Annotated in this window: 14 protein-coding genes; 4 read left to right on the top strand and 10 right to left on the bottom strand. The window is 73.0% G+C overall.

The window, feature by feature from the left end; genetic code table 11:
* The 3 genes from BM342_RS03575 to BM342_RS03565 all read left to right on the top strand — a co-directional run bounded on the left by BM342_RS03575 (window position 1) and on the right by BM342_RS03565 (window position 4,007).
* The gene (locus BM342_RS03575) at window positions 1-993 is read left to right on the top strand and encodes an amidohydrolase family protein (RefSeq protein WP_092964119.1); all 993 of its coding nucleotides are present in this window, start codon (window positions 1-3) and stop codon (window positions 991-993) included.
* A gap of 49 nt (window positions 994-1,042) precedes the next feature.
* Window positions 1,043-2,326: a kynureninase gene (gene kynU / locus BM342_RS03570; protein WP_092964118.1), complete on the top strand. Its 1,284-nt coding sequence runs from the start codon at window positions 1,043-1,045 to the stop codon at window positions 2,324-2,326.
* A 118-nt stretch (window positions 2,327-2,444) separates the two neighbouring features.
* On the top strand, window positions 2,445-4,007 hold the full coding sequence (locus BM342_RS03565; protein ID WP_092964117.1) for a PucR family transcriptional regulator: 1,563 nt from the start codon (window positions 2,445-2,447) through the stop codon (window positions 4,005-4,007).
* A 214-nt stretch (window positions 4,008-4,221) separates the two neighbouring features.
* Here the strand turns inward: BM342_RS03565 and BM342_RS03560 are convergent, their stop codons facing one another.
* Window positions 4,222-5,598 carry a GH1 family beta-glucosidase gene (locus tag BM342_RS03560; protein WP_255368483.1) on the bottom strand — a complete coding sequence of 459 codons (1,377 nt, stop codon included), beginning with the start codon at window positions 5,596-5,598 and terminating at the stop codon, window positions 4,222-4,224.
* Window positions 5,599-5,743: 145 nt separating this feature from the next.
* On the opposite strand from BM342_RS03560, the gene BM342_RS03555 reads away from it, so the two are divergent.
* Complete coding sequence (locus BM342_RS03555) at window positions 5,744-6,514, top strand: SGNH/GDSL hydrolase family protein (RefSeq protein ID WP_092964116.1); 771 nt, start codon at window positions 5,744-5,746, stop codon at window positions 6,512-6,514.
* Between the two features lie 47 nt (window positions 6,515-6,561).
* On the opposite strand, the gene BM342_RS03550 is transcribed toward BM342_RS03555, so the two are convergent.
* From BM342_RS03550 to BM342_RS03510, 9 genes are all read right to left on the bottom strand, one after another.
* Entirely contained in the window at window positions 6,562-7,053 is a 492-nt protein-coding gene (locus tag BM342_RS03550) for an FBP domain-containing protein (RefSeq protein ID WP_092964115.1), read from the bottom strand.
* Window positions 7,054-7,309: 256 nt separating this feature from the next.
* A complete protein-coding gene (locus tag BM342_RS03545; protein ID WP_092964114.1) occupies window positions 7,310-8,110 on the bottom strand; it encodes a hypothetical protein in 801 nt (266 codons plus the stop codon).
* A 25-nt stretch (window positions 8,111-8,135) separates the two neighbouring features.
* A complete protein-coding gene (locus tag BM342_RS03540) occupies window positions 8,136-8,633 on the bottom strand; it encodes an FBP domain-containing protein (protein ID WP_092964113.1) in 498 nt (165 codons plus the stop codon).
* 62 nt (window positions 8,634-8,695) lie between these two features.
* Window positions 8,696-9,769 (bottom strand): phosphate ABC transporter substrate-binding protein PstS, encoded by a 1,074-nt coding sequence (locus BM342_RS03535; RefSeq protein ID WP_092964112.1) that lies wholly within the window; start codon window positions 9,767-9,769, stop codon window positions 8,696-8,698.
* 89 nt (window positions 9,770-9,858) lie between these two features.
* Window positions 9,859-11,214, bottom strand: a complete 1,356-nt coding sequence (locus BM342_RS03530) for an aminotransferase class V-fold PLP-dependent enzyme (RefSeq protein WP_218154891.1) — start codon at window positions 11,212-11,214, stop codon at window positions 9,859-9,861.
* A 177-nt stretch (window positions 11,215-11,391) separates the two neighbouring features.
* Complete coding sequence (locus BM342_RS03525) at window positions 11,392-12,789, bottom strand: NtaA/DmoA family FMN-dependent monooxygenase (protein ID WP_092964110.1); 1,398 nt, start codon at window positions 12,787-12,789, stop codon at window positions 11,392-11,394.
* Between the two features lie 243 nt (window positions 12,790-13,032).
* Window positions 13,033-14,466: a M20/M25/M40 family metallo-hydrolase gene (locus BM342_RS03520; RefSeq protein ID WP_255368482.1), complete on the bottom strand. Its 1,434-nt coding sequence runs from the start codon at window positions 14,464-14,466 to the stop codon at window positions 13,033-13,035.
* A gap of 26 nt (window positions 14,467-14,492) precedes the next feature.
* Window positions 14,493-14,831, bottom strand: a complete 339-nt coding sequence (locus tag BM342_RS03515; protein ID WP_092964108.1) for a carboxymuconolactone decarboxylase family protein — start codon at window positions 14,829-14,831, stop codon at window positions 14,493-14,495.
* Window positions 14,828-16,447, bottom strand: coding sequence for an ABC transporter substrate-binding protein (locus BM342_RS03510; protein WP_092964107.1), 1,620 nt, complete (start codon window positions 16,445-16,447; stop codon window positions 14,828-14,830). The genes BM342_RS03515 and BM342_RS03510 overlap by 4 nt, the downstream gene beginning before the upstream one ends.
* Window positions 16,448-16,488: the final 41 nt, after the last annotated feature.

The following is a 16,488-nucleotide window of genomic DNA, read 5'->3' as shown; positions in this document are numbered from 1 at the left end:
GTGGGCACGATCGACATCCACACGCATTACGTGCCGAACACCTGGCCCGACCTGTCGACGCAGGCCGGGCCGGGCGTCTGGCCGTCGCTGCGCGTCGACTCGGAGCGCGAGGCGATGATCATGCTCGGCGAGACCGAGTTCCGTCGCGTCGGCGTCGACTGCTGGGATGCCGAGGCACGCCTCGCCGACATGGACGCCGACGGCGTCGACCTCCAGGTCGTCTCGCCCACGCCCGTCTTCTTCTCGTACGACAAGGCGGGCGACGAGGCCGTGAAGGTCGCGCGCATCTTCAACGACCTCGCGCTCGAGATCTGCGAACCGGCACGCGATCGCCTGCTGCCGTTCGCCCAGGTTCCGCTGCAGGACACGGATGCCGCGTGCGCGGAGCTCGATCGCGCGATCGCCGCCGGGCACGCCGGCGTCGAGATCGGCAACCACGTGGGCGACCGCGACCTCGACGCCGAGGGCATCGTGACGTTCCTGCAGCACTGCGCGGATCGCGGGGTGCCCGTGCTCGTGCACCCGTGGGACATGCCGAACTCGCCGCGCCTCGATCGCTGGATGGCGCGCTGGCTCACCGGCATGCCCGCCGAGACGCACCTGTCGATCATCGCGATGATCCTGGGCGGCGTGTTCGACCGGGTGCCGCCGACGCTCCGCATCGCCTTCGCGCACGGCGGCGGCTCGTTCGCGTTCTGGCTCGGCCGGTTCGAGAACGCCTGGCACCAGCGGCGCGACCTGGTCGGCGTGAGCGAGCTGGCCCCGTCGGCGTACGTCGACCGGTTCAGCGTGGACTCGGTCGTGTTCGATCCGGCCGCGCTGCGCCTGCTGGTCGAGACGCTCGGTGCCGAGCAGGTCATGCTCGGCAGCGACTACCCGTACCCGCTCGGCGAACGGCCAGTGGGTGCCGTGATCGACCGGGCGGACTTCCTGACCGAAGCGCAGAAGGCGGCCATCCGCCACGGCAACGCGCGCCGCTTCCTGGCGCTCTGAGCCGCTGCCGCCAGCCCATCACCGAGCCCCCGACGCGAAGGACCCCGCCATGAGCATCGCCACCTCCATCCCCCACGTGATCGACCGAGCGACGTGCACCGCGCTCGACGCCGCCGATCCGCTGGCCGGGCATCGTGACCTGTTCGACCTCCCCGAGGGGGTCGTCTACCTCGACGGCAACTCGCTCGGCGCGCTGCCCAGGGCCACGGCGGCGCACGTGCAGCGCGTGATCGCCGAGGAGTGGGGCACGGGGCTCATCCGCAGCTGGAACGACGCCGGATGGTTCGAGAAGCCGACCGCGCTCGGCGACCGCATCGCCCCGCTCATCGGCGCCGCGGCCGGCGAGGTGGTGCTCGGCGACTCGACCTCGGCGAGCCTGTTCCAGGTGGCGGTCGCGGCGGCGCGGCTCCGCCCCGAGCGCCGCGTGGTCGTGTCGGAGCGGGGCAACTTCCCGACCGACCTCTACGTGCTCGAGTCGGTGCAGGAGCTGCTCGGCGACCCCGGCCGTCCGCTCGAGCGGCGCCTGATCGCCGACGACGGCCCGACTCTCGCCGACGTGCTCGGCGACGACGTGGCGGTCGTCGTGCTCACGCACGTGAACTACCGCACCGGGCGCATGTACGACCTGGCCGAGGTGACGCGGCAGGTGCACGAGGCCGGCGCGATCATGGTGTGGGACCTCTGCCACAGCGTGGGCGCGGTGCCGGTCGACCTGAACGGCGCGGGCGCGGACTTCGCGATCGGCTGCACGTACAAGTACCTCAACGGCGGGCCCGGCTCGCCGTCGTTCATCTGGGCCGCCGCACGGCACCAGGCCGCGGCCCGCCCCGGCGTCACGGCCTGGCACGGCCACGCGAGGCCGTTCGACTTCGACGTCGCGTACGCGCCGGCCGACGGCGTCACCCGGTTCCGGGTCGGCACGCCGCAGCTGCTGTCGGTCGCGGCGCTCGAGGCGAGCCTCGACATCTGGAGCGGCGTCGATCTCGAGCAGCTCCGCGAGAAGAGCCTGCGGCTCACCGAGCTCTTCATCTCGCTCGTCGACTCGCGCCTCGCCGCATGGGGCGTCGAGGTCGTCACGCCGCGCCAGTCGGCCAGGCGCGGCAGCCAGGTCTCGCTCCGCACGGGCGAGGCCGATGGCTACGCGGTCATGCAGGCGCTCATCGAGCGCGGCGTCATCGGCGATTTCCGGGCACCCGACCTGATGCGCTTCGGCTTCACCCCGCTCTACGTCTCGCACGCCGACGTGTGGGACGCGGTCGACGTGCTCGTCGAGATCCTCGAGACGGAGGTCTGGCGCGATCCCCGGTTCGGGCGTCGCGGCGCCGTGACCTGAGAGACCCCGGCGGGTCGGCCGGCGCATCGGTCGACCCGCCGGTCGAACGCAGCACCCGCATGTACACTCGGGGCTGCATGTTCGACACCACGTACATGCCCGAGCGGAGGGTGGCGACGTGCAGCCGACGGTGCAGACCCTGCTCGACCGCCCCGAGCTCGCCCTCGGACTGCTGACCCCCGCAGACGCCCTGCCCGCCGAAGCGCTCGTCGCGCCCGTCGTCTGGGCGCACAGCTCCGACCTCGCCGACCCGGCGCCGTTCCTCGACGAGGGCCAGGTGCTGCTCACGACCGGCACCCAGTTCGAGCACGACGATGCGAGGGCGGATGCCGAGGGCTTCGCACGCGCGTACGTGCAGCGCCTGCGCGACCGAGGCGTCGCCGCCCTCGGCTTCGGCACCGAGGTGATCCGCGCCGGCACGCCCGCAGCACTCGTCGACGCCTGCGTGGAGCTCGGACTCCCGCTCTTCGAGGTGCCCTACCGGGTGCCGTTCATCGCGATCGCGAAGCTCGTCGCCGACCTGCTCGCCGAAGACGCCTACGCGCGGCAGGCCTGGGCGCTCTCGGCGCAGCGCGCGATCTCGCGTGCCGCCCTGCGCCCCGACGGCCTCACCGCGACGCTCGCCGAGCTCTCGCAGCGACTCGGCACGTGGGTCGGGCTGGTCGACGCCACTGGCGCCCTCGACCGTGAGGCGCCCCAGGGCGCGCTCGGCCAGCCCTCGCTCGGCGAGGTCGTGGGCGAGGCCCGCTCGATGCTGCGACGCGGACAGCGCGCGAGCCGAACGGTGCTCGTCGGCGAGTCGACCGGGCACCCGCAGCACGTCACCATGCAGACGCTCGGCTCGGGCGGCGCACTCCGTGGCGTGCTCGCCGTGGGCGACTCCCCCGAGCTCGACCAGGCGGGACGCGAGGTCGTGACCTCGGTGATCGCGCTCGCCGGGCTCTCGCTCGAGCAGAACCGCGACCTCGACCGTGCACGCGGCCACCTGCGCACGGGCCTGCTGCGCAGCCTGCTCGCGGGCGACACGTCGCTGGCCGAGCGGGTCGCCTCCGAGATGTGGGGCCCGCTTCCCGAGGCCCCGGTGCGCGTCGCGGTGACGGATGCCGCGGCCCACGCGATCGACCGCCTGACCGAGCTGCTCGAGCTCCGCGTCGACGAGCGCGGCGGCCGCCTGTTCTTCGCGCGCGACGGCGAACTCATCGTGCTGGTGCTCGAGGCGGCCGACCAGGCGATCGCCGACGAGCTCTGCGCCGAGTTCGACCTGCCGGTCGGGGTCTCCGACGCGGTGCCGATCGAGGGCCTCGCCGCCGCGCACGAGCAGGCGCTCCGTGCGCTCGAACGCGCCCGGGAGGCCGGCTCCGGGGCCCGGGTCGTCGCCTTCGACGAGATCAGCCGGCAGGGCGTGCTCGCGTTCCTCGCGCGCACCGATGCCAGGGCGGTCGCCGTTGCGACGCTCGCGCCGCTCGTCGAGCACGACGCGGCATCCGGAACCACGCTCGTCGACACCGTGCGCACGTGGCTCGAGCACGGCGGCCAGTTCGACGCGACCGCGCAGCAGCTCGGCGTGCACCGGCACACCGTGCGCAGCCGCATCGCGCTCGCCGAGCGCCTGCTCGAGCGCGACCTCTCGGGCTTCCACGCGCGCGCCGACCTCTGGGCGGCCCTGCTCGCGGTGCAGTAGCCGCGAGCGCGCGCCCTCGGCATCCGCTCGCCCGCGACATCCGCTCGACCGCGGCATCCGTGCGCCCGAAGACACGCGCGCCCCCCTCAGGCGAACGTGCCCGATTCAGGTCGGAACGGCGTCCGATCGTCCTGAGCCCCGCGCGTTCGCCTGAGCCGCGCGTTCGCCCGAGCACCCCGTGTTCGCCCGAGCCGCGCGGGTTCGACCGGGCCGCTCAGCGCCGCTGCCGGGCGATGACCCTCCGATACCAGTCGAACGAGTCCTTGCGCGTGCGTTCGCCGGTCTCGAAGTCGACGTGCACGAGCCCGAACCGCTGCGTGTAGCCCTGCGCCCACTCGAAGTTGTCGACGAGCGACCACACGAAGTAGCCGCGCACGTCGACGCCCTGGTCGATCGCCTCGGCGACCGCCCGAAGGTGCCCGTCGAGGTAGGCGATGCGCTCGTCGTCGTGCACCGCGGGCTCGCCGTCGTCGCCCGGCACGACCTCGTCGACGTACGAGGCGCCGTTCTCGGTGACGACCACGGGCGGCAGCGCGTCGCCGTAGTCGCGGCGGAGGCCCACGAGCAGTTCGGTGAATGCCTCGGGAACGACGGGCCAGTCGAAGCCCGTGACCGGCGTGCCCTCGGGCGGCGCGACGGGCTCGAACGGCAGCCCCGCGAGCGCGAACTCCGAGCCCTCGGCGGGTGCCGCGACGTACGTCGGGTTGTACGAGTTCACGCCGTAGAAGTCGAGCGGCGCCGAGATCACCTCGAGGTCGCCCGGCTCGAGTCCGGGAAACCGCTCGAGCCCGAACGCCGACAGGTCGGGGTAGGCGCCCGTGAGCACCGGGTCGATGAAGATGCGGTTGTAGACGATGTCGAACGCGCCGGCGGCCAGGAGGTCGGCCGGCCGGTCCGACGCGGGCACGACGAGGGTGTGGTTGTTCGTGATGCCGACCTCCGCCGTGCCGGCGGCGCGGATCGCGGCGACCGCGAGCCCGTGCCCGAGCAACTGGTGGTGCACCGTCGGCAGCGCACCGAGCATGAGCGTGCGCCCGGGCGCCTGCGTGCCGAGCGCATACCCTTCGAGCGTCGTCATCGCGGGCTCGTTGAGCGTGATCCAGCGGTCGACGCGGTCGCCGAGGCGGTCGAGCACGAGGCCGACGTACTCGGCGTAGCGCTCGGCGGTGTCGCGCACGAGCCAGCCTCCGGCGTCTTCGAGCGGCTGCGGCAGGTCCCAGTGGTAGAGCGTCGCGAGGGGCGCGATGCCGGCCTCGGCGAGCGCGTCGACGAACCGCTCGTAGTGGTCGAGTCCGGCGGCGTTGGCCGCCCCGGAGCCCACGGGCTGCACGCGCGGCCACGAGATCGAGAACCGGTAGTCGGTCGCGCCGAGTTCGGCGAGCAGGGCGATGTCGTCGCGGTACCTGCGGTAACTGTCGGACGCGACCAGCGCGTTCGAGCCGTCGACCACCCGGCCGGGCTCGGCGGTGAAGGTGTCCCAGATGCTCGGACCTCGCCCGTCGGCCGTGGTCGACCCCTCGATCTGGAACGCGGCCGTGGCCGCACCCCACCGGAAGCCGCGGGGGAACTCGGGCATGCGTGCGTCGACCACTGGAACCTCGCCATCGAAGGAAGCGTCAGAGTGGGACATCTGACCCACTTGCGCCGAGCCTAGTGCCGAGCCGGTCGCCGCGCCATGGGAGCCGGTGCGATCGCCACGGCGAGCGCCGTCACCTCGGAAAGGTAGCGTTGAGCGCATGTTCCACTCCTATGCGGCCATCGGCGACAGCTTCACCGAGGGCGTCGGCGACGAACTGCCCGACGGCAGCGTGCGCGGCTGGGCCGACTTCGTCGCCATGGGCCTCGCGATCGCGGCGCGCGAACCGATCGGCTACGCGAACCTCGCGATCCGGGGCCGCAAGCTCGGGCCGATCATCGACGAGCAGCTCGAGGCGGCGATCGCGTTGAAGCCCGAGCTCCTGAGCTTCAACGGCGGCGGCAACGACATGCTCCGCCCCCGCATGGACGAGCAGGTCACCGCCGCGCGCTTCCGCGAGGCGATCCACCGCATCCGCGACGAGGGCATCCACGTGCTCATGCTGAGCGGTGCGAACCCCACCGAGCACCTCCCGCTCGGCAAGGTCTTCGATGCCCGGGGTGCTCGGCTGACCACGGCGCTCGTCGACCTCGCCGACGTGCCCGGCGTCACGTTCGTCGACAACTTCAACGACCGGGGCCTGCGCGACATCCGGTACTGGTCGGCCGACAAGCTGCACCTGAACTCGCTCGGGCACGCGCGCGTCGCGAGCAACGTGCTCACGGCGATCGGCGTGCCCGTGCCCGAGGAGTGGGGCGTCGCCGAGGTCGCCGCGGCGCCGGCCGGCCCGCGCAGCCGCAACACGGCCGCCTACTACCGCGAGTTCGTGCTGCCGTGGATCGGCCGCCGCCTCACGGGCCGGTCGTCGGGCGACGGCCGCGCGGCCAAGCGCGCGACGCTGGAGCCCCTGTCCCCGGATGCCGCGCACTGACGCCTGGGCGCCGGCCCGCGGCATCCGCCTCGCCTGAGCAGGCGCGGTCAGGATCCCTCGCGCACCGTGTGCACGAAGCCGGCCACGTGCTCGCGGAGCGCCTCGATGCGCCGCTGCCGCGCGGCCTCGACGTCGAACCCGACGTAGGCCACCGACGGCAGGCGGCGCGCATTGCGCGAGCACTCGAAGCCGGCGCAGGCCAACGTGCCGACCGTGTTGCCGTTGCGCCCGGAGGCCCCGGAGCGCTTGGCGGTGTAGAACACCACGTCGTTCGGCAGGGTGACGTCGGCGCACCACGAGCACTGCGGCCTGGTGCGGATGCGGCCGTCGGCCTCGCGCAGCATGACGCCGACGAGGCCGCCCTCGGCCTCGACCACGACGTAGCCGACCTTCGGCAGCTTGGGGTCGCGCCAGCCGAGGAAGTCGAGCGCGTCCCAGTCGAGGGTCGCGAAGCCCGCAGGCAGGGTCACCGCAGCGCGCTCGCGCTGGGTGGCGTTGATGAACGAGGCGCGGATGCGCGCGTCGTCGATGGGGAGCATGGTGATGAGTCCTTCGTCGTTGCGGGTCGCGCGTGCGACCCGTCGGGATGTTCCTGGAGGAGGTGCCCGAGCCGCGTGCGCGGCTCGCGGCTCGTTCGCGCCGAGGCGCGAGAGGTCACGGGCGCGACGGCCCTCTGAGGCCGGCTTGGAGAACGCCGACGACCTCCTGACGCCCCACGGGCATCGCGAACGGAACATGCTGACTCACAAGCGCCGAGTGTACACAGCGCGGCTGAGTCGATCCGGAGCGCCGGTGCTACCTGCGCATCGACCACTCGAGCCCGGTCGACTCCGCCGTCCACGCGAACTCGACGCCGTCGCCGGGCCCGACGCCGACGGGCCGCGCCAGGTCGTACAGCTGCTCGTACCGCACGACCTCGCGGATGCCGGTGCGCGCGAACTCCGCCTCCGCGACGCAGGTCGTGCCCGCCCCGGCCCAGTTCTCGCGCTGCAGCGTCATGCACACATCGCCGCGATCGCGGAAGACCCACGCACGGTACCCCACCTCGGTGCCGATGTACCTGACCGAGGCCAGCGACTCGGCCGTCAGGATGTCGTTCGCACCGGGGATGAGCGCCTGCGACGGGTCGGGCGCGCGGTCGAAGATCGCGAGACCCCTCGGCGGGTCGGTGAGCTCCCGCAGGGGTCCGATCGAAGCGACCGCCGCGACGGCGGCGGCGACCGCGCACACGATCAGCGCCCGCCGGCGCGCACCGTGCCGAGGCTCGTGCAGGTCGGGCCGCTCCGACGTCGCCCCGACGGCGTCGACCTGCTCCATCAGCGCGAGGCCTCCGGCGAGCCGGGCATCGGCCGGGGCCTGGTCGAGACCCCGAGGGTCGTCGCGCCCCAGCCCGGTACTCCTCGACGCCGACGCCGAAGCCGACGCCGACGGCAACGGCAACGGCTCCCGGGGCGACGAGTCTCGACGACCGAGCTCGAACTCGACCGCCTCGAGCTCCGCGGCGGCGGGACCCGCGTACCCGTCGGGCGTGCCGTAGACGATCCGCCGAAGCGCGGCCGCGCGTGCCTCGAGCTCTGAACCATCGGAAGACGTCATCGTCGCCCTGCTCCCCTACGCCAGTTCAGCCGGTCTCGACCACGTCGGCGACGAACGCGCGGGTGCGGCGCGCGAGGCCCTCGATGCGCTCGAGCTCGCGCAGGCTCGGCAGCACCTCCGACGGGGCGGCGGGCCTCCCGAGGCGAACGGTCTCCTGGCACGCGAGGTCGCTGCACATGTAGACGCCGATGCTGTCGCCGCGTTCCCCGGCTGCGCCCGCGCGCCTGGCCGACACCATCGCGACCTGGTCGGCGGGCTGCTGCGTGTGGCAGAGGTTGCAGATCGCCGCACGGTGGTGCGACCCGCTCGAGGAGGGCGCACGCAGCACGACGCCGACCGCTGCGCCGTCGAGCTCGGTCACGAGGTAGCCGCGTCCGGCGATGCGCGGGTCGCGCCAGGCGAACGCGTCGAGGTGCGCCCACTCGGTCACGAAGAACGAGACGGGCAACGAGAGCTGCGTGAGTTCGGCGGCCGACGCGTTGCGGAACGCGTCGCGCACCTCGGCCTCGGTCAGCGCCTGCATTCGTCTCCCCGCGTTCGTCGAACCCTTCCAGTCTACGAACGCCGGGCCGCTGCGCGACCGATTCAGCCGATCGAGGCGACGACCTCCTGCACGCGGGCGCGGAGGGTCTCGGAGATCGGCGACGACCCGGCATCCTGCGCCGCGGCGTGCTGCCCGGCCTCGCTCGCGACCCAGTCGAGGTAGGCGCCCACCAGCTCGCCCTCCTGGGCGTCGACGTACGAGCGGCACGCGATCACGTAGCTCACGAGCACGAGCGGGTACGCGCCCGCGGCATCCGTGGCCCGATCGATGTCGATCACGAGGTCGTCGTCGGCGCGGCCCGGCTGCATGGGCGACGCGTCGAGGATCGCCGCCGCTGCGTCGGGCGTCGGCGACACGAAGGCGTCGCCCACGGCCAGCTGCGCGACGGTCATGCCGGTCGCGCGCGAGGCGTCGAGGTAGCCGATGACGTTCACGCCGTCGCGGATCACCGAGGCGACGCCCGAGCTGCCCTGGGCCGCCTCGCCCGGGTACGGGAACGTGCCGGAGGGCTCCGTCGGCCATTCCGCGGGCGCGGCCTCGTGCAGGTAGTCGGCGAAGTTCTCGGTCGTGCCCGAGTCGTCGGAGCGATGCACGGCCGTGACGCGCGCGTCGGGCAGCGTCGTGCCCGGGTTGAGCGCGACGAGCGCGGGGTCGTTCCAGCGGTCGATGTCGCCGCTGAAGATCCGGGCGACGGATGCCGCGTCGAGGCGGAGTTCGTCGACCCCCTCGATGTTGAACGCGAGCGCGATGGGCGACACGTAGAGCGGCAGGTCGACCGCGCCCGCGCCGTCGGTGCAGCGCCCGACGTCGCCGGTCGTCTGGCCGGGATCGAGGGCCGCGTCGCTGCCCGCGAACGCGACCGCGCCGACGACGAACTGGTCGCGGCCCGCACCCGAACCGGCGGGGTCGTAGTTGACCGTCGTGCTGCCGTTGGCGGTCTGGAAGCCGGCGATCCACACGTCTTGGGCCGACGCCTGCGCCGAGGATCCCGAGCCGTCGATGGTGCCCGAGAGGTCGCTCGGCTGCTGGTCGCGCTCGTTGACGGCGCAGCCGCTCAGCAGTGCGAGCATCGCGATCGCGCCGAACCCGGTGGTGATGTGTCGCGCAGCAGCCATGGGGCCGATCGTATCGAGGCCTGCCCGAGAGCTCGCCGCACGCCCGCGGGCCGGTGCGCAGGTGCGCGCGTGCGCCGGTGCGGGTGCGCTCAGTCGAACGAGGCCCGCGGCCGGTCGTCGCCAACCGGACACCAGCCCTCGGGCGTGCGCGAGTACTCGAACGCCGGGCCGTCGGCCACGAGCTGCCCGAGCGCCGCGATGAAGCGGTCGACGTCGTCGGTCGTCGAGCCCGCGCCGAGGCTCGCCCGGAGGCCGTTCGAGCGCGCCGAGACGCGGTCGAAGAACGGATGCGCGCAGAAGCGTCCGGCGCGCACCGAGATGCCGTGCTCGGCTCCGAGGGCGGCGGCGATGAGCCCGACGGAGCCGTGCTCGAGCTCGATCGTCGCGATGCCGAGCCGATCGTCGGCATCGTCGAAGCCTCGGATCACGCGCACCCCGGGCAGGGCGTCGAGACCCTCGTGCAGGCGCGCCGTGATGCGGGCCTCGTGCGCCTCGCGCGCGGTGTCGCCGAGGCGCTCGAGCTCGGCGAGCGCGCGGGCAAGCGCAGCGATGCCGACCACGTTCGGCGTGCCGGCCTCATGGCGGTCGGGTCCGGTCTTCCACGCGACCCGGTCGAGTGCGACGTCGTCGACGGCACCGCCGCCCGCGAGGAACGGCGGCGCCGCGTCGAGCCAGTCGGCTCGGCCGATGAGCGCGCCTGCGCCGAAGGGCGCGTACGCCTTGTGACCCGAGAACGCGACGAAGTCGAGGTCGGATGCCGCGAGGTCGACGCGTCGGTGCGGCAGGAGCTGTGCGGCGTCGACCGCGATGCGCGCGCCGTGCGCGTGCGCGATGCGCGCGAGCTCGGCGATCGGCAGCACCTCGCCGGTCACGTTGGAGGCCCCGGTCACCGAGAGCAGCGCGGCCGGGCGGGCGGCGAGCTCGGCCTCGAGGGCGGTGAGCGTCTCGGCGATGCTCGGCCTGGCGACGACGACCCGCCGGTCGCGCCACGGCAGCAGGTTGGCGTGGTGCTCGATGTCGAGCACCACGGTCTCGCCCGGAACTGCGGTCGCGAGCAGGTTCAGCGCCTCGGTCGTGTTGCGCGTGAAGATCACGAGGTCGCCGTCGCGCGCGCCGACGTGCCGGCCGATGCTCACGCGCGCGTCTTCGACGAGCGCCGTCGCGGCCTGCGACGGGTACCCGCTGCCGCGGTGCACGCTCGAGTAGTAGGGCAGCACGCGCACTACGTGGGCGGCGACGGCCTGCAACGCGGGGGCGGATGCCGCGATGTCGAGGTTCACGTGGCGGACCGTGGCGCCTCCGAGCACGGGCACCTCGAGGCCGGCATCGGTGAGCAGCGCGAGCGGCGCGGTGCCGTCGGGCGCCGGGCCGTCGGAGATCGGGTGGGACGCGGCATCCGTGCGCACCGATTCGCGCACGTCGGTGCGGGCTGCGATGTCGATCACGGATGCTCCAATTCGCCGGTCAGGCGTCGAACCTACGACCGACGCCGACGGCCGACAAGCGACACCCGTCGTACACGGTCACAGGCTGCAACATTCGGTCACGAACAACGCGGCGCTGGGCTCGCGCCCGGGCCGCTCGACGAGCGCGGCGCGGGGCTCGCGCCGGCGAGCGCCGGCTCAGATGTGGGCGCCCGCGTAGCTCGGGTAGGCGAAGCGGCTCTCGGGGCGGGCGAGCCCCAGGTGGTCGCGCAGGGTCTCGCCCTCGTAGGCCGGGGGAAGCACGCCGCGGCGCACGAGCTCGGGCGCGACGAGCGAGGTGAACGCCTCGAACTGCGCGGGTTGCACGGCCGAGAGCACGTTGAAGCCGTCGACGGCCCCGGCATCGCCCCAGGTCTCGAACTCGCTCGCGATCTCGTCGGCCGAGCCCACGATGATCGGGGCGTTCACGGCCGCGGCGACCACGAGGTGTCGCAGCGTCGGCGGACGCGTTCCGCCGGGCGTGCGCCCGGTGCGCTCGGCGACGATTTCGACGAGCTGCTGCCCGGCCGCGCCGAACTGCTCCGCGATCGCGGGCGTCACGGCCAGGTCGGGCGAGCGACCGGTGAGGTCGACGCCGACGAGCGGCGACAGGCTCGCGAGCGACCGCGAGGCCGGGAATCCGGGCGGCGGGCCGTCTGGCCAGTCCTCGACGATCTGCATGAGCTCCGAGAGCTCGTCGGCCAGCTGCTGCGCGTCGGCGCGGGTCTCCCCCACGATCGGCAGTACCGGAGCGATGACCTTGAGCGTGCGGTCGTCGCGCCCCGACTCGAAGGCGAGGGCGCGCAGCTCTTCGCGCACCGACACGGCGTGCGCCAGGTCGTTCGCGGCGACCAGCGCGAGGTCGGCGCTCTGCGCCGCGATGAGCTGCGACCGCGGCGAGGCCCCGGAGCGCACGATCGGCAGGTGGCCCTGCACTGGGCGAAGCACGTTGAGCGGCCCCGTGGAGCGCACGTGCTCGCCGCGGAACGCGGTCTCGTGCAGGCTGCCGGGGGCGAGGAACCGGCCCGTCGCGGCATCCGCCACGATCGCGTCGTCGTCGAAGGAGTCCCAGAGCCGGCGCAGCAGCGTCTCGAACTCGACCGCCCGCTCGTACCGGCTGCCGTTCACGCGCTCGAAGTCGACGCCGTGATTCGCGGCGGCACGCGGATCCGCCGTCGTCACGAGGTTCAGCCCGGCCCGTCCGCCCGAGAGCAGGTCGATCGACGCCGTCGCCCGCGCGACCGTGTACGGGTCGGCGTACGTCGAGTCGACGGTCGCGATGAGCCCGATGCGGTCGGTCACGGCCGCGAGGTGCGCGATCGTCGAGAGCGGGTCGATGCGCGCGACCAGGTAGGGGTCGCGGTGCTCGAGGTCGTTGCCCGTCGCGAGCCAGTCGCCGAAGAACAGGTAGTCGAGGCGGGCCTCCTCGGCCAGGCGCGCGGTGAGCCGGAGCACGCCGGCGTCCTGCCGGGGGTCGCGGTGCGCTCCGGGGTAGCGCCAGCCCGACGGGTAGGCGCCGATCGCGCGCACCATCGCGCCGATGATGAGTCTCGTCATCGTCGTTCCCCTCGTCGTGGCGTCGTGTTCGGCATTCCTCGAAGCTAGGTCGAGGGGGGCGGATGTCGCGACCGTCGTCGACGCGATCGGTAAGGCGGCGCAACAGGCCGTCGCATTGCGCCGCATGACGACATGTCCGGCGTCGGGCGCGCAGGAATCCCGTTCGGTCGCCGGAGTCCCCGTGCGGCGGGATTCCCGCGCGCGAACGGATTCCGCGCGCGGGCCCGGCGCTCGGACCTCGGGTCAGGCGAGCCGGAGCAGCCGCTCCGTGACGCGTGCCGAGAACGCGAGCGCATCGACCGGGATGTGCTCGTCGGCCGTGTGGAACTGGCCGAACACGTCGAAGCCGTCGGGCACGCGCAGGGGCACGAAGCCGTAGCCGGCGATGCCGAGCCGCGACAGGTGCTTGTTGTCGGTGCTCGCGGGCAGCAGGTACGGCACGACGAGGCCCTCGGGGTCGTCGGCCTCGATCGCCTGCTGCATGGCCGCGACGATCGGCGCATCGACGGGCGACGCGATCGGGGCGATCCACGTGCTCACCTCGAGCTCGACGTCCGCCCCGACGACGTCGCGCAGCTCCTCGATGAAGGAATCCTCGTGGCCGGGCAGCACGCGCAGGTCGAGGCTCGCCGTCGCGACGCCCGGGATGACGTTCGTCTTGGATCCGGCGTCGAGCACGGTCGGCGACGCCGTGTCGCGGGCGCCGGCCCCGAGCAGCGAACCCGTGAAGCCGAGCCCGGCGAGCTCGGCCTCGACGTCGGCCGCGGCATCCGGGAACCCCTGACCGCGAGCCTCGCCGAAGCGCTGCAGGAACACCTCGAGCGCGGGCGTGCGCGTGAACGGGAACCGGTGGTCGCCGATCGCCGCGACCGCGCGCCCGATGCGCACGACCGGGTTGTCGGGGGTCGGGCGCGATCCGTGGCCGGGGCGGCCGCGAGCCGTGATGCGCGCCCACGCGACGCCCTTCTCGGCCGTGGCCACGAGGTACGCGCGGCGCGGCCGATCGGGCGCCCCCGCGGCATCCGGAACCTCCGAACCGAGTTCGCCAGGCGAGGCCGGCGGGATCGGCACCGAGAAGCCGCCGACCTCGCTGAGCGCCTCGGTCGCGCCGGCGAAGAGGTCGGGCCGGTGCTCGACGAGCCACTTCGCACCCCACGTGCCGCCTGCCTCCTCGTCGGCGAAGAACGCGAAGACGAGGTCGCGGGGCGGCACGAAGCCCTCGCGGGCGTACGAGCGCGCGACCGCGACGAGCACACCGGCGAAGTTCTTCATGTCGACCGCGCCGCGCCCGTAGAGCAGGCCGTCGTGGATCTCGGCCCCGAACGGCGGATGCCGCCAATCCTGTCCGTCGACGGGCACCACGTCGAGATGCGCGTGCACGACGAGGGCGCCGCGCTCGGGCGGGCCTCCGTCGGGCCCGGCCCCGCGAAGCCGGGCCACGACGTTGCCGCGGCCCGGCGTGGACTCGACGAGCTCGCCCTCGAGGCCGACCTCGGCGAGCGCCGACAGCACGAGCCGGGCGGCCCGCGTCTCACCGTCGCCGATGGTGCGCGGGTCGCCCGTGTTGACGCTGTCGATGCGGATCAGCTCGCGGATGTAGTGCAGCGCCTCGCGCTCGAGCAGGGTCTCGCCGACCGGCGCCTGATCCTCACGCGCCTCGCCCGATGTCTCACTCACCGTCCCAGTCAACAGCGTCTCGCTCATCAGTGTTCGTGCAATCCCGAGAGCTTGAACGCGAGCCGACCGTGCGCGTAGCCGCCGCCGGCGCGGATCGCGGTCGCGACCCACGCCGATTCGGCGAGCTCCGCCTCGGTGGCGCCGGCCTTCACCGCGTTCTTCGAGTGCGCGTCGATGCAGTACGAGCACTGCGTGGTGATCGACACGGCGAGCGCGATGAGCTCGCGGTACTTCAGCGGGATCTCGCGCCCCTCGGCGGCGAACACCGTGGCATCGAACTCGGCGAACGCCTTCAGGATGTCGGGCGTGTGCTCCTTGTAGACCTTGGTGTAGCTGCGATCGGTCGGCTCGTAGTAGCCGGTCACTCGGCCTCCTCCCATGCGCCGACGAGCGAGTCGAGGCGCGAGTCGGCGCCGAGGCTCACGCCGTGCACCGTCGGCAGCGTGCCGAGGATCGAGGTGAGCTCGTGCACGGGAACCTGGTGCACCTGCTCGGCGATGCGGGCCTGCGCCTCGGCGAGCACGTCGTCGCGCGCGTCGGGGTCGGCGAGCGCGGCCTGCTCCTGCAGGAGCGACTCGAGCTCGGGGTCGTCGAGGTGCAGTCGGTTGCTCGCCGCGATCGAGTACGTGGTGCGCAGCACGTCGCCGTCGGCACGGGAGAGGTTCTGCCACGACAGGTCGAAGTCACCCGACTCCTGGACCTTCAGGAACTCGGGGACGCTGCCGCCGACGAGCTCGACCTCGACGCCGACCTCCTTCAACTGCTGCTGGATGAGTTCGAGCGAGGTCTGGTTCGGGCCGAAGTTCGTGATCCACGCGAGCTTCAGGCTGAGCGGTTCGCCGTCCTTCGTGCGGATGCCGTCGGCGCCCTCGGTCCAGCCGGCCTCGTCGAGCAGGTCCGCTGCGGCCTCGGGGTCGTACTCGAACGCGTCGCCCTCGTCCGCGAAGCCGGGCGTGGTCTGCGCGAGCGAGCTCGTCGCGACGGCGAACAGGTCGTTCAGTGCGGTGTCGCGCACGACCTCGGGGTCGATCGCCGCGGCGATCGCCTTACGCACGTCGAGGTCGGCGACGGCCGGCCGCGACTCGTTGAAGTAGACGCCGAACGTCGCGCCGGGGTTGCCGCGGTACACGAGCGGGAACCCGGCGTCCTCGATGGTCTGCACGTCGTTCGGCTGCACGCCGCCGACGACGTCGACCTGCTCGGAGGTGAGGCTGCCGGTGCGCACGCTCGCCTCGGGCACGACCTGGAACACGACCTCGTCGAGGTGCGCGGCTCCGTCGTTGCCGAGCGCCTCGGGCGCCCACGCGTAGTCGTCGCGGCGCTCGAGCACGGTCTCGACGTCCTTCGTGTACTCGCCGAGCGTGAACGCGCCGGTGCCGACGACCGCCTTGCCGTCGGCACGCTCGTCGTAGGGCGTCTCGAGCGTCGAGGCGCCGACGATGCCGAGGGCGACGGTCGCGGTCGAGTTCGGGAACGCGGCGTTCGGGGTGCTGAAGTGCACCTCGACGGTGTGCTCGTCGACGGCGACTGTCTCGTCGTAGCCGATCAGCAGCGCCGAGGCCTGGCTCGCGGCGCCCGCGGCGATGATGTCGTCGAACGTGCCCTTGACGTCGGCCGCGGTGAGGGGGGTGCCGTCCGAGAAGGTGACGTCGTCGCGCAGCGTGAACGTGAAGACGGTCGCGTCGTCGTTCGAGCTCCACTCGGTCGCGAGCCACGGCTCGAGACGGCCGGTCTCGGGGTTCTGGTAGAGCAGCGAGTCGACGAGCTGACGGGTGACGTAGAGCGTGTCGTTGCCCGACCCCGTGCCCGAGGGGTTCAGCGAGATCGGGTCGTTCCCGATCGCGAAGGCGAGGCTCCCGCCGTCGACGACGGTCGCGGTGGTCTCGCCGCTGCCGGCCGACTGCGCGTCGGCGCAGCCCGCGAGGGCGAAGATGGTCGACGTCGCGATGGCCGCGACGACGAAGCGTGTGGTGGTGCGCATGTGCTTCTCCAGGTGTGTTCGGTGTGCTGGTCTGGGTGGTT

The sequence above is a fragment of the Agromyces sp. CF514 genome (assembly GCF_900113185.1).
Taxonomy (GTDB): Bacteria; Actinomycetota; Actinomycetes; order Actinomycetales; family Microbacteriaceae; genus Agromyces.
Note: the sequence above shows the minus strand (reverse complement) of the source record. Positions and strands in the feature narration are given on the sequence as shown.